12 protein-coding genes are annotated in these 13,861 nt (G+C 61.4%); 6 read left to right on the top strand and 6 right to left on the bottom strand.

The features are described from left to right. Positions 1 to 239: hypothetical protein (locus tag H7X47_RS16095; RefSeq protein WP_227010548.1), on the top strand; the 239-nt coding region annotated here is incomplete at its 5' end. Positions 240 to 274: 35 nt separating this feature from the next. Here H7X47_RS16095 and H7X47_RS16100 read toward each other — a convergent pair. The 6 genes from H7X47_RS16100 to H7X47_RS16125 form a co-directional block, all read right to left on the bottom strand. Continuing rightward, positions 275 to 1,585 (bottom strand): NosD domain-containing protein, encoded by a 1,311-nt coding sequence (locus tag H7X47_RS16100; RefSeq protein WP_193369744.1) that lies wholly within the window; start codon positions 1,583 to 1,585, stop codon positions 275 to 277. Positions 1,586 to 1,697: 112 nt separating this feature from the next. Next, a complete protein-coding gene (locus H7X47_RS16105; RefSeq protein ID WP_193369745.1) occupies positions 1,698 to 2,081 on the bottom strand; it encodes a phosphomannose isomerase type II C-terminal cupin domain in 384 nt (127 codons plus the stop codon). A 128-nt stretch (positions 2,082 to 2,209) separates the two neighbouring features. Beyond that, positions 2,210 to 3,532: a right-handed parallel beta-helix repeat-containing protein gene (locus H7X47_RS16110; protein WP_193369746.1), complete on the bottom strand. Its 1,323-nt coding sequence runs from the start codon at positions 3,530 to 3,532 to the stop codon at positions 2,210 to 2,212. Positions 3,533 to 3,623: 91 nt separating this feature from the next. Beyond that, positions 3,624 to 4,358 (bottom strand): polyprenyl diphosphate synthase, encoded by a 735-nt coding sequence (gene uppS, locus H7X47_RS16115; RefSeq protein ID WP_227010549.1) that lies wholly within the window; start codon positions 4,356 to 4,358, stop codon positions 3,624 to 3,626. 173 nt (positions 4,359 to 4,531) lie between these two features. After that, on the bottom strand, positions 4,532 to 5,650 hold the full coding sequence (locus tag H7X47_RS16120) for a mannose-1-phosphate guanylyltransferase/mannose-6-phosphate isomerase (RefSeq protein ID WP_193369748.1): 1,119 nt from the start codon (positions 5,648 to 5,650) through the stop codon (positions 4,532 to 4,534). Between the two features lie 217 nt (positions 5,651 to 5,867). After that, entirely contained in the window at positions 5,868 to 6,497 is a 630-nt protein-coding gene (locus H7X47_RS16125) for an XrtA/PEP-CTERM system exopolysaccharide export protein (RefSeq protein WP_193369749.1), read from the bottom strand. Between the two features lie 583 nt (positions 6,498 to 7,080). Here H7X47_RS16125 and galE point away from each other — a divergent pair. From galE to H7X47_RS16150, 5 genes are all read left to right on the top strand, one after another. Further along, positions 7,081 to 8,091 (top strand): UDP-glucose 4-epimerase GalE, encoded by a 1,011-nt coding sequence (gene galE / locus H7X47_RS16130; RefSeq protein WP_193369750.1) that lies wholly within the window; start codon positions 7,081 to 7,083, stop codon positions 8,089 to 8,091. Between the two features lie 175 nt (positions 8,092 to 8,266). Continuing rightward, on the top strand, positions 8,267 to 9,658 hold the full coding sequence (locus H7X47_RS16135; RefSeq protein ID WP_193369751.1) for a TIGR03013 family XrtA/PEP-CTERM system glycosyltransferase: 1,392 nt from the start codon (positions 8,267 to 8,269) through the stop codon (positions 9,656 to 9,658). A 6-nt stretch (positions 9,659 to 9,664) separates the two neighbouring features. Further along, complete coding sequence (locus tag H7X47_RS16140; protein ID WP_193369752.1) at positions 9,665 to 10,825, top strand: glycosyltransferase; 1,161 nt, start codon at positions 9,665 to 9,667, stop codon at positions 10,823 to 10,825. Positions 10,826 to 10,834: 9 nt separating this feature from the next. Then, positions 10,835 to 12,046 (top strand): glycosyltransferase family 4 protein, encoded by a 1,212-nt coding sequence (locus tag H7X47_RS16145; RefSeq protein WP_319633620.1) that lies wholly within the window; start codon positions 10,835 to 10,837, stop codon positions 12,044 to 12,046. 149 nt (positions 12,047 to 12,195) lie between these two features. Continuing rightward, entirely contained in the window at positions 12,196 to 13,854 is a 1,659-nt protein-coding gene (locus H7X47_RS16150) for an XrtA system polysaccharide chain length determinant (protein ID WP_193369753.1), read from the top strand. Positions 13,855 to 13,861: the final 7 nt, after the last annotated feature.

Here is a 13,861-nt window from a genome sequence, read left to right on the forward strand (position 1 = left end):
TCTTCCTCGGCACCCGGCTGACGCTGAACGACGTGGAGGACACCACGCTGCTGGCCGGCGTCATCCTGGACCTCGACCAGGAGGAGCGGGTCTTCTCGGTCGAGTTCGAGCGCCGCCTCAACGACAGACTGAGCCTGGAGATCGAAGGCCAGATCTACGACAACATCGACGAGAACGACCTGCTGAACGGCTTCGCCCACGACTCCTTCATCGAGATCCGGCTGTCCTGGTATTTTTAGTGCTGGCCCGGTAATGTCTCCACCGGCAACGAGCTTCACCAAAGACGGTTCGAACAGCTGCCCTGTGCCCTGGACTGAAGGGGGCCAATGTCCGGCGGACCCGCTTCGTAGGGCCGGCCGCAGAGGTCCAGCCCGCCATCTTGGATGGCCACTCCTCGGCCGATGACGCTTTGGCGATTCTTCAGCCGCAGATCGCCGAGCTGGAGATTGAAGTAGACGTCGCGGCTGACGGTGTCGAACGGTGCCGCATCTGGCGGCGCCAGGATGTTACCCTCCGAAGTAAAGGTGGCTCCCTCAACTGCGCGAAGGTCGCCATCCACGATATTGTTGCGAATGGTCGCCGACGTGCCGCGCCCTCGCAGCAGGATGCCTCTTGTGGCTACAAGAGAGTTGTTATGGATCAGTGTATCAGCGCTCTTATTCAGATAGATGCCGGCATGGTTGGGACAATTCATGATGACGTTGTTTCTCGCTATCCCTCTCTTGTGCTCGACCTCGCAGCGCGCATCACGGCAAAAGCGACGGCCGGTGCCGCCGTCGCCGAAGGAGAAGCCGATACGATAGAGCCCGGAGTGACCGGCCTCGCAGCGTACGAGGTTCTGCTCGAAGATGTTGTCTTCCCCCGAACCTTTGAAGAAGGCACCGTAGCTCGTGTGGTTGCCGCCGACCTTGGCAAAGTCGGCAATCAGGTTCTTCTGGACCCTCCAGCGGCTCACTGACACGAGATCCAGCAGAGAGACCGGTTTGTCGGTAATTCTCGGGCGGCTGTTGAGAAAGGCATTATGGCGGATGAGCCCGTCATCCGGAAAACGTCCTGCCTTGCCATTCACTTTGACGGCGGCATTGAAGTCGACAACCCAATTGTTCTGTATGACGACGCCCACTGCGTCGCCGACGACGTGGAAGGCATGCTCGCAATGGCTGTCATCGTCGCAGCTGCTCTCGATGACCAAATTTTCGAACGTCCAATAGGGGGCGATGATGTGGAATCCGTCGAGGAGCGCGAACCGCAGCCGGGCACCGCCTACGGCAGGGGCGCGCAGGACGATGCGTCGATCCGGAAGACCCGGTTGGTCGACCTTTATGCTGGCGCCCGAGAAATCATAGGTGCCCGGCTGGATTTGGATCTCAGTTCCGGGCGTGGCAGTCCGGACAGCGGCTCGCAGGTCACTCGTCGTCCGCACCAGCACGGTCTTCAATGCCGGCGGGCGAGGTTCGTCAAGGCCGGCGGTGCGGGGGCCGACGAGAGACCCCTGCCATGTCTCCGGCCCGGAAAGCGATACAATCTCCGCGGCCGGAAGGGGAGATGGCCGATAGTCCTGGGCCGCCGGCGGCGTGGCGGTCAAAGTGCTGCAGCTTGTGGCGAAAACCGCGAGGGCGAATAAAGGCGTCCGCCATGGGGATGCTCCCCAGTTGTCCAAGCGAGGCGGCGTGTCAGCTTTTGCCGTGGGAACGCGGTCAGCGGGCGTAGTCGTCGTCCAGGCGTGTGATATCGCTTTCGTCCAGAGTTTCCCCGAGTTGAACCTCGACGAAGACCAGGGGTTCGGCGCCGGTGTTATGGATACGGTGCTTCGCCCCACAGGGGATGGCGACGTGGTCGCCTGGCTGCAGCTTCGTACGGGTCTCGCCGACAGTGGCCTCACCGCGACCTGCGACGATAATCCAATGCTCTGATCGGTGGCGGTGGAACTGCAGCGACAGTCGATGGCCGGTGCCCACTTCGACGCGCTTGGTAATGAATGCAGACCCGGCATCCACGACGCGCCAACTGCCCCAGGGGCGATCTTCGTGATCGCCGATATCATAGCGAACTGCGCTCCTGCTTCTGGCCGTGGCGTCCATTGTCCGCACTCCTTTCGGTCGTCATGCAGGTCACTTTTGTTCAAGTGCCTGCAAACATGCTGAGCCGAAAGACGAGAGCAGGTCAAAGCTATTAAGCGGCATTTATCGTTGTGTCGCATTCGTCGCGACTAGAGTTGAGACGGAATGGGTAGCAGTGTCTGCCTGGGAACCTCGGAGCCGGCATAGGCACCGAGGTAGGTGTCGTCACGTGGATTACCTGCGAAGTCCATCTCGGCATCCGCATAAGCCGCAAGGAGGTGGCTGTCGGATGCAGGGGTTCGCAGCCGGCCGGGTTGTGGACGCAAGTCAAGTGCCCGCCAGTCGCCAAAGGGGGCCCGGAGGTGAGAGCCGGCTGCAGCATAGCCGACTGCGAAATTGTCCCATTGCTCCCCGCCGTCGATTGGCTGCTCCGAAAACACCGCATTTCGTGTAACAATCTGACGAAAGTCGGGATCGCCGCCGCGAATGCGTATGCCGGTTCCTTTTGCAACAATCGTATTATGAAAGACCGCAATTTTCCGCGGGCGGTTGTGATGGGGCTGGATCCACAGGCCGTCGCCATGGTGGTTCACCAGCAGATTGTCGTGAAAGGCGACGTTGCCCTCTCCTTGGAATAAGGGCTCATTCACGAGATTCTGATAGAGCAGGTTGCCGTAGATTTCGTAGATATCTTCGATCCCGGCGCCCAGAGGCGGAAAGTGGCCGACCAGAAGGTTGGGGCGGGGACCTTGGAAGCCCGCCTGCGGTTGTCGGGCCTTGCTTATGATATTTTGACGAATGATTGTCGACCCTGCCTGTGTCGGCATGTCGGAGATTTCCGGCCGTTCGCCCTGATGCTTGATCTGCAGACCGTAGCCGATGGTATCGACGATCAAGTTCCGTTCAATCAGGCCGTGCACGAAGGGAGCGGCTCCATTGGAATTCCCGAGATAGAGCCCGGTACCGGCGTGACGGATAATGCAGTTCCGGATTACCCAACCCCAGGCAGGCGCTTTGGTGCTGATCGCGACGGTCTGCTGGTGATTTGCATGGTCAACGATTTCCAGGTTCTCGAGCGTGACGTGATGGGTGAGGGCATGGGCTTTCACACCGTCAACCCCCGGTGTGTTACCGCCATCCAACGTCAGGTTACGAAGTTCGAGGTGGGAGACATTGCGGAGCTCGACGGTGTTGTGGCCGCGCTGGGCAAGGAAGCGAGCCGATCGGTCCGCGGGCCCCTGGATGACGATGGGATTGCCCGGAGCGCCATGGAGATCACTCAGGATGAGACTGCGGCGATAGGTGCCGGTCGTGAGCAGCAAGCGGTCGCCGGCACGAAGGTCTGCGGCCCTGTCCAGGTAGGTGGATGGGGTGGCGGTCAGAGACTCGCCACGGCCGTGCCCTGGCCGGCTCCCGAAGCCGGCGAGTAGGGCGGCGGCGGCCGCGAGAGCCGAGCGGCGATTGATCTGCATGCTCTATCTCCTGCCTACGGTTGCGCCGCCGGATGGCAATCCGGCGGACGGCCCGCCCTGCGGCGGCAAAGGCGGAGGCGGCCCGGGCCGGTCAGAGACCGAAACGCCGGTGCCGGCGCTGATAGGCGCGCAAGGCCCGCAGGAAATCGATCTTGCGAAACTCGGGCCAGTCGATCTCCGTGAAATAAATCTCGCTGTAGGCACTTTGCCACAGCAGAAAGCCGGAAAGCCGGAGCTCGCCGCTGGTTCGTATGATGAGGTCCGCATCTGGCAGGTCCGGAACATAGAGATGCTGGGCGATGGTTTCGGTCGAGATCTCGTCAACTGCGGCATCGGGGTTTCGGGCCTCGTCAATCGTCTTCCGCAAGATCGACCGCAGCGCGTCAACGAGTTCCTCGCGGCCGTCATAGGCGACGGCGATGGTCAGGACGAGGGTCCCGTGCTCCTTCGTCGCCTCCTCCGCAGCCTCGATAGCCGCGCGGGTGGAGGTCGGTAAAAGATCCAGGCGCCCCGCAGCGCGGACGCGTACCTGGTGCTGATGGATGAGGGGATCGACGGCAAGCTGCGACAGCTTGTTCTGGATCGCCGCGAGGATTCCCGAGACTTCTCTAGCGGGACGTTGCAGGTTCTTGGTTGAACAGACCCAGAGCGTGATCGCCGGAATCTCCAAAGTCGTACACCAGCTTAGTAGCTCGTCCAGCTTGTCGGCGCCCAGGGCATAGAGGGCGCGAGGATCTTCGATGTTCCGGCGCCGACCAAAACGTCGATTGCCGTCCAGAATGATGCCAATGTGTCGCGGCAGCTCGCCTTCGCGCAGCTGCTCCATGAGGCGATGCTCGTAAAGACGATAGAGGATCTGCTCGACCCAGTGCCGGGCACCGCCAAGTCTCCGCCTGGCGCGCCACCAGAAGGGACTGCGCAGCCACCGGACGTGTCGTACCCGCGAGTAGCTGCCTTCTGCCATATGCTGCTGCCTCAACTCCCCGCTGTTCCTCGACTTCAGCCCTTTGCCTCTCTCTCGGCTCCGCGGACGAGAGATGCATAGCGCGGGTCCTCTGCCAGATGCCTCACCATAAGTGAGAGGTCTTGCGACCGCTCACGTGGGCAGACAAGAAGAGCGTCCCTGGTGCCTACTACCGTGAGTCCGTCCAGGCCCAGGGCGGCAATCGGCATGGCGGCACTGCGCAAATAGCTGTTGTTGCAGTCAACTGCAACGACGTCGCCGATCAGTACATTGCCGTGGTCGTCCTTGCCCGTGACCCGGTAAAGGGCTTCCCAGGAGCCGACATCGGACCAACCGATATCAATGGGGACAACGACACCATAGCTCGTCCGCTCAGAAACAGCTACATCGAACGAGAGGCTCGGTTGACTACTGAACGCGTCCTCGTCGAGGCGGAGGAAATCCTCGTCAGCGATGCCCCTTTCAAGGCCCCCCCGACAAGCCAGAACGATGGACGCTTCGTAGCGTTCCATCTCGGCTAGCAGCCGCCTGGCCGACATCAGGTACATGCCGCTGTTCCACAGGTACTGGCCGCTTGACAGGTAGCCCTCGGCGGTGGACCGGTCTGGCTTCTCCACAAAGCGGGCGATGCGGAAGCTGCCGGGGAATTCGGCGAGGCTCTCGCCCTTCTGAATATAGCCATAGCCGGTTTCCAGGCGGACCGGCCGGGCGCCGAAGGTCACAATCCAGCCGCTTTCCGCTGCCGCGGTGGCGCAGTCGACGGCTTCCAGGAATCCTTTCTCGTCCTGGACAAGGTGATCCGAGGGCACAAGCATGAGCAGGGCATCCGGGTTCTCGCGGGCGATCAGGAGAGCCGCCGTGCAGGCTGCAGCCGCGGTATTGCGGGCCACCGGCTCCAGCACGACGTGTTGGGGCGTGGCGGCTACCTGTTGCAGCTGCTCGGCGACGAGAAATCGGTGCGCCTTGTTGCACACGACCAGGGGAGCAGTGAAACGCTGCGGGTCGGCCAGTCGTGCGACGGTCATCTGCAACAGAGTCCGTTCTGCGGCCAGGGAAACAAAGGGCTTCGGATGCAGTGATCTGGATATCGGCCAGAGTCGGGTTCCGCTGCCGCCGGCGAGGACGATGGGATGAATCTGCTGTGATCTGGCCATGCTGGGTTCTCAGACCTCTTTCACCATGGCAAAAAGCGCATTCAACAAGCCGACTGTGGCCTGAGGCAATTCATACCCGGCCAATCCGGATATGAGCCTGCTGCGATCGTCGCACCGGATCGTTCGAGGGATGTGCCCCTCTGCTGCTGCGAGATATGATCGAGAATACCAACGACGCCCTGCGGCCCAGCTGGCGTGCAGGCCGCAGGCACCGGCATCAAAAGAATGTCTCCGGGATGATTAGGATGTCGCCCGGGAGCAAGGCCACATTGGCCGAGATGTCGCCGTCTTCGAGCAAGTCATCAAGCCGCACGCGGTATTCCGCCAGTTGGTCGCCCTGCGCACGCACCAGGGTCGTATTGTTGCCGTCGGCAAATTCCGTCAAGCCGCCTGTGGCGATGACGACGTCGAGCACGGTCATATTCGCGCGATAAAGAATGGCCTGCGGCGTGGCGGCTTCACCAACGACCCGAACCTGCTGGGGAAAGGTCCCGACGAACCCGCCGACCATGACCGTGACGAGAGGGTCTTGGATGTACACACCGAGCTTGGACTCGATCTCTCTGGAGAGTTCGCTGGGGTTTTTCCCTTCAACATAAAGATCCTCGATGAGGGGAACGGAGATTCGCCCGTCTGGCCGCACGGTGACTGAAGTGGTCAGTTCTGCGTTCCGCCAGACGAAGATCGTCAATCCGTCTCCGGCGCCGATCTGGTAAAGCGGCGGCAGTTCCGGAACTCCAGCCTCTGCTGGCGGTACGTCGGGCTTGCTTGAGCAGGCGACTAAGGCGGCTCCTATCAGGACGGTCCCGGCCAGAGCAGTGAAGAACTTCAGTCCGCCTCGAAACATCTGCAGAACTCCTTGTCGCCGCAACCCCCGTAGGCGCGGGCGCGGCCGAATGGAAGGGCTTCTGATGCTGGCGCGGCCGGCCGCATGAAGCACGCTGCGGAAAGGGTCCGGATCACAGCAGGCGTCCTCTCGGCGGGCCGCTATGGCAGCACGTACTCTATCAGCACCCAGTAACCGGAAAAAGACCCCAGCACCAATGTCGAGAGTGCCAGGAGCGAGCGGAAACGGCGCACCGAACGAGGAAACTTGCTAGTGGCCCGGTGAATCACATCGATTGACATCGTAACCTCTCCCATCTGGCTTCTTGCCGAAGCCTTCTTTTTGGCAAGAGACCGATACTACCCGGGGAGCTCTTTTTCCCCGGGGTTGCGGGACGTAGAAAGTAAACCCAGCTTGAAGAAACGCCTTCGCAGGTGCTGGCATCAAGGGACTGGTTGTGCCGTTTACCTGCTCCCTGGCTAAAATGCTATTTCTCGCCTGGCAACCTTGTCAACGCGCACACCCGATCAAGGATCGCCGCCGGAATCTCATGTGAAGAGCGGGGCGATCATGATTTATCAATGATGATTCGACGGGGGTCACTATGAAAACAGGCAGCGTTCTCATTACCGGCGGGGCGGGCTACATCGGGAGCCACGCGGTGTTGGCGTGCCGGGAGGCAGGCCATTCGATTGTGGTTCTCGACAATCTTTCCAAGGGTAACCGGGAGGTGTTGCCGAACGACGTCCCCTTCTACCAGGGGGACGCCGGTGACCCGACGATAATAGCTCGGATTATCAAAGGTCATTCCGTAACGGCGGTGATGCATTTTGCCGGCGAAATAGTGGTGCCCGAATCTGTGGAAGCGCCGCTCTCCTACTACCTGAGCAATACATGCAAGAGTCGCGCTCTGCTGCAATCGTGCGTCGACCATGGAATCACCTCCTTCGTCTTCTCCTCGACTGCCGCGGTCTACGGGGAGCCGGACGTGAACCCGGTGGGGGAGGGGGCCCCAACCCGCCCGGAAAATCCCTATGGCAGATCAAAGTTGATGGTGGAGTGGATGCTGCGGGATGCTGCGCGCGCGCATGGTTTACGGTACGTGATCCTGCGCTACTTCAACGTGGCCGGAGCGGACTGCGCCGGTCGTGCCGGCCAGTCGGCGCCCGGCGCCACCCATCTAATCAAAGTGGCTTGCGAGGTGGCGGTAGGAAAGCGGCCGGAGATGGAGATCTTCGGCACTGACTATGATACCCGCGACGGCACCTGCGTGCGCGACTTCGTCCACGTCAGCGACCTAGCGAATGCGCACGTGCTCGCTCTAGAGCATCTGTGGCGCGGGGGCGAGAACCTCACACTGAACTGCGCATACGGGCATGGACACTCCGTGCGCGAGGTTCTCGACGCGATCCAGCACATAGCCGGAAGACCTCTTGCGATCCGCAATGCGCCGAGACGGGCGGGCGATGTGGGTAGCTTGATCGCCGAGGCATCGCGCCTGCGCGACGTTCTCGGCTGGGTTCCCGAGTACGACAGCCTCGACGTTATTCTGCGGACGGCGCTTCACTGGGAGCAGCGGGTGACTGCCTGGAAGGTGAAAGGGGACGCGACGTAGCCCAGCCCCTACTGAACCGTAGTCTTGCCTAACCTGTCCTGTAAGATGTTCCGTGAAGTCGGCCCTAGGGAGGTGGCCGGATTCTTATGATATTTCGATAAGGTGCGGCCCACGGTGGGTTTGGTTGTGGTGCTGCCGCCAGACATATCTGTAGACGCCATCTCGGCGAGGGCCGATGTTCCTCAGGCTGCCGCAAAAATACATTACACAACCGTTCATCTTCCTGATGATCGGTGAAGCGGCCGCGTTCTGCTCGGCATTTTATCTGGCCGCACTCCTTCAGAAAGGGGGGCTGGCCGGGCTGGGTGGCCTGCCTCGCTACCACCTTTGGGACGCGGTGACTTTTACATTGGCATGCACCGGGTCCCTGTTCGCAATGGGGCTCTATCATGCGCGCAACTCGACCCGTTTTCGCGACGTTTTCATTCGCACCATCCTCGGATTTGGCCTCGCATTCCTGGTGCTGTCGGTCGTGTTCTACCTCTGGCCGTCGCTCGCCGTCTGGCGAGGCCTCATCTTCATTGGCCTGCTCCTCTCGCTGATGGCGGCATTTCTGCTGCGTTACGCCTTTCTATGCCTGGTGGATACGAACCTTATTGCCAGACGCGTCCTGGTTCTGGGTACCGGCGAGCTGGCCGCAGAGATCGAAGAATTAGAGAATTCCGCCGAGAGCTGCGGATTGAAATGCGTCGGCTTTCTCGACATCGAGGGCAACCACGTCAAGGTGTCGGCGTCGCGCGTCGTCAAACCCTTCAAGCCGCTTCCGCAGCTTTGTCTGGAGCGGCGGGTGAGCGAGATCGTGGTTGCGGTCGAGGAGAGACGGGGGATGACACCAATCGACGAGCTGATGGACTGCAAGCTGTCGGGCATACCGATTTATGATTTTCTGACGTTCATGGAGCGCGAGACGGGGCGCTGCGATCTGAATACGCTGCGGCCCAGCTGGTTTGTTTTCGCCGAGGGCTTCAGTGGAGGGAGCGTGCAGAGAAGCGTTAAGCGTATACTCGATGTCTTGCTGAGTGTCGCTCTGCTGATCGTGACACTGCCGCTTGCCGGCGCCACCGCTCTGGCAATCCGCGTGGAGAGCCCCGGCCCGGTGTTCTATCGGCAGACTAGGGTCGGGCTGAATAACAAACTCTTCGAAATCATCAAGTTTCGCAGCATGGCCGTTGATGCGGAGCCGGACGGCAATGCGGTCTGGGCGGCGCAGAATGACCCCAGGATCACCGACGTCGGGCGCCTCATACGCAAATTCCGCATCGACGAGCTGCCGCAAATCATAAATGTGATCAAGGGAGAGATGAGTTTTGTGGGTCCGCGCCCGGAGCGCCCCGAGTTTGTCGCCCAACTGGAGCAGCACATCCGGTACTACAGAGAGCGCCACCGTGTGAAACCGGGTATAACCGGCTGGGCGCAGCTGCATTACATCTACAGTGATTCGGTCGAGGGTGGCTTGGCCAAGTTGCAGTACGATCTCTATTACCTGCGGAACTACAGCCTGCTTCTGGATCTTTTCATCGTCATCCAGACAGTACGTGTCATTCTCTGGCCCGCCGGGGCGCGGTAGGTTCGCTTGACTGCGGTACCGGCCGGCAGCGTCGCCATCTCGCCTGATCGCCGCCAGGCGAATGCGCGACATCTTCTGCATGTCTTTGCAAGCTTTGGACATGGCGGGGTGCCGATCCGCATGTGTGATGTCATCAACGGCCTGACCGGCAGCTTCCGCCACACTGTAGTAGCGCTCGATGGCTGTTTTGCCGCTGCCGAGAGGCTGGCGTCGCATGCCGTTGTAGATCTCCGGCCCCTCACCCTGCCGAGGTACAATCTGCTGCGTGGCATGGCGTCGGTGCGGACTTTGGTGCGCGAGGCGGAGCCGGACCTGCTGTTGACTTACAATTGGGGCGCCATCGAGGTTGCGCTGGCAAACCGCCTGTTCGGCGTTTGCGATCATATCCATTTCGAAAGTGGGTTTGGTGTCGAGGAGGGAAATGGTCAGTTGTGGCGGCGCAACCTTTTTCGCCGTGTTGCGCTAGGCCGCGTCCGGAAGCTGGTGGTTCCTTCCGCCACGCTGATGGAGATTGCCGCTTCGGCCTGGTCGGTGCCGCCGTCCAAGCTGATTCGCATTCCGAACGGGGTCGATCATCTCAGGTATAGTGGTGAGGCGGGCGTACGTAGGCCCTTGGCGGCCGTCGGCGCCGGTCCTGAGACCGTCGTTATCGGTACCGTTGCACCCCTGCGGCCGGAAAAGAACCTGGGCCGGCTCTTGCGGGCCTTTGCGCGCTTGCCTGGAAGCCCCTACTGCAGGCTGGTGATTGCAGGCGACGGCGCGGAGCGTGAGGCGCTGGGCCGCGCGGCCGAGCGGCTGGGAATCGCCCGGCGCACGACTTTTCTCGGACATGTGGAGGATGTTCCCGCGGTACTGCGCGGCCTGGATGTTTTCGCCCTTTCGTCGGACACGGAGCAGATGCCCAATAGCCTTCTGCAAGCGATGGCGGCAGCCCGGCCGATCGCCGCAGTGGATGTCGGCGACGTGCGCCGCATCGTGGCGCCCGAGAACCGGCCCTTGGTTGTCCCACGCGACGATGAAGAGGCGCTTGCCGGCGCGCTCGCGGCTCTCGCTTGCGATGCGCGACGCCGGCAGGCGCTCGGCTACCGGAATCAGGAACGCGCCAAGGTGGCATACAGCCTCGATGCCATGGTCGTAGCCTATGATGCCCTCCTGGGCGCAGCGTGAGGCAAGGCGGTGACGAGCCCGAGCGGCGGCGGCAACCTGCGCATCCTGACTTTCACGACTCTCTACCCGAACACGGAGAGGCCGCAGTACAGCGTCTTTGTGGAAAACCGTCTGCGGCAGCTTGTCGCTTCCGGCGAAGTATCGGCACGAGTGCTGGCGCCCGTGCCATACTTTCCCTTCCGCTCGCGTCGCTTCGGCACCTACGCGTCCTTTGCCAGGACACCACTGCATGAAGCCCGATTTGGCTTAGAGATCGACCATCCGCGCTATCTGGCCATTCCGAAGGTCGGAATGAGCATGGCGCCCTACCTGCTTTATGATTGCGCGCGTCGCGCCTTGGGGCGCCTACAGAAAGAAGGGAGACGCTTCGACCTGATCGATGCCCACTATCTCTATCCCGACGGTGTCGCCGCGGTTATGCTGGGCCGGACTGCAGGGTTGCCGGTGACGGTGACCGCGCGTGGGACCGACGTGAACCTGCTGCCGGACTTCTTTCTGCCCCGGCGCCTCATTCGGCAAGCCGCCCGGCGCGCAGACGGGGTGATTGCCGTAAGCAGCGCACTGGCGGAACGCCTCGCAAGGCTGGGTGTGGACCGATCACGCATCACGGTCCTGCGCAACGGCATCGACCCCACCGTCTTTCGCCCGAGGACGCCGTACAGGCGGGCCGGACAGCCACCGCCCCGGCCGCTTGTCGTCTCGGTCGGGAACCTGGTGCCGTTGAAGGGGCACGACTTGGCCATCTCGGCGCTCGCGGAGATCCCCGGGCTGACGCTCTGGATCGTTGGCACCGGCCCCGAGCGGGGGCGGCTGGAGCTGCTGGCGCGGGATCTGACTGTCGCCGACCGCGTCAGCTTCCTGGGCAGCGTGCCCCACAAGCGCATGCCGGAAGTCTACAGTGCCGCCGACCTGCTGCTGTTGGCCTCGGAGCGCGAGGGCTGGCCCAATGTGCTGCTGGAGGCGATGGCTTGCGGTACCCGCGTGGTGACAACCAGGGTTTCCGATGTGGCCGAGATCGTTAATTCGCCGATAGCCGGCATCTGCCTCTCCGAGCGGCGTGCGGACTGCCTTGCCCGAGCGATCCGTCGGCTTCTGGCCGCGCCGGTACCTTGCGCGCAGACGCGTGCACACGCGCTGAATTTCACCTGGGATGCCACAACGGCGGGTCAGATCGCGCTGTTCAGAGAGATACTTAACCGGCGCCACTCAGATGGTTGTTAGACGCCGGGATCGCACTCGTCTTACACTATCGGCAACGAGGCCACGGCGGATCTCGGCTCGTCAAATGATAATGCTTCAGGCGCTATCATATCAAAAGTCGACAGTAGATTGATAGGTGTCGGAAGCGAAAGCGATCGGAGCGAGACGGGGTGATAGAGTTCTACAAGCTCTTCTTTCATTACCTCAATGCGCTGTGGAAGCGCCGGTATGTCGCGCTGCTCACTACCTGGGTAATAGCCATCGCCGGGTGGATGGTCGTCGCCTCCCTGCCTAGCATCTACCAGTCCTCAAGCCGCATCTATGTCGACACCTCCAGCGTGCTGCAGCCTTTGCTGCGCGGCATTGCCGTACAGATCGACCTGCGCACGCAGGTGCAGCTAATAAAGCAGACGCTGCTCAGCCGGCCCAATCTCATCAAGGTAGCGCACGAGACAGACTATGATCTGTCGGTCAGCAGCGACGCCCAAATGCAGGCCGTCATTAACAAGTTGGTACGGGACACCTCCATTTCCTCCGATCGCCAGAACATCTTCACGATTTCGTTCCGGGACAGCGACCGGCATCGTGCCCACAAAGTCGTCGAAGCGCTTCTGGCTCTGTTCGTGGAGAGCAATCTCGGGCAAAGCCGGCAGGACCTGGATACTGCAGAGGAATTCATCGATCGTCAGATCGCCGACTACGAGGCCCGGCTGGTCGAGGCGGAGAATCGACTCACCCGCTTCAAGCAGGAGAATATTGACGTCGTCCTCGGGGAAGGCAGCTACCTCTCGCGCGCAAGGGCGGCTAACGACCTAAAGCAACAGTATGAACAGTCGCTGGAGGTAGCCATTGCGCAGCGCAACCACCTGCGCAGTGAACTGAAGAGCATTCCCGAAACATTGCCCTCCGAACTACTTAATACTGGCCCACCGGATGATACGGAGCGCCGAATTGTGGCGATCGAGGCCCAGTTGCGCGAACTGCGCTCTCGCTATACGGAGAAGCATCCTGACGTGGTATCGCTGCGCCGGCAACTGGCTGCACTACTCGTAAAGCAGGAAGAGACACAGAATGCGCTTGCAGAGGCGGCGAAGCGCGACGACGGCGGCGGCGTTGCCGAAACGGTGGCTTTTGGAACACCCAACCCCGTATACGGCCAGATACAGTTGCGGCTGATCGAGATTGAGACGCAGGTGGAAGACCTCAGACGGCGTGCCGCCTCGGCGCGCAAGGAGGCAGATGCGCTGGCCACCAAGGCGGAGGACGTTCCCCAGGTAGAGGCGGAATACCAAAGATTGAATCGGGATTACGGAATCGTCAAGGCGCGTTTCGACGAGTTGCTGTCCAGGCGTGAATCGGCCCGAATGTCGCGCAGCCGCGATGCCATAGGCCAGCAGGTGCAGTATCGTCTGATTGACCCGCCTGTCGTGGCCTCCAAACCGATCGGCCCGAACCGACCGCTATACCTCAGCGCTGTTCTGGCAGTCGCTCTTTGCGCGGGATTGGGGGTGGCGCTTGTTCTGGCGCTCCTGGACACAAGCTTCGAGTCGGCTGCGGAGCTTCGCGACTTTACCGGCCTGCGGGTTCTGGGCGCCATCTCAGACACCAAGCGGCCTGTCGTGACAGTGGGGTCCAGCGCGGCCATCCTCCTTTCGGGTGTTGCCGCTCTCGTCGGAACGTTCGGCATCCTGCTTGTCATCGAGCAGCAGTACGGCTTGAGCACGATCGTCGCCGGCAAACCGGGAGTCGACACGATCGAGAGCGGAACGAGCTTCGTGATTAATAAGTTCAGGGATATCTCCGATTTGCTGGCAGCCCATCTGAATTGATAGGGAG

Origin of the sequence: Pelagibius marinus (assembly GCF_014925385.1) — a bacterium.
In the GTDB taxonomy this organism is placed as follows: Bacteria; Pseudomonadota; Alphaproteobacteria; order Kiloniellales; family Kiloniellaceae; genus Pelagibius; species Pelagibius marinus.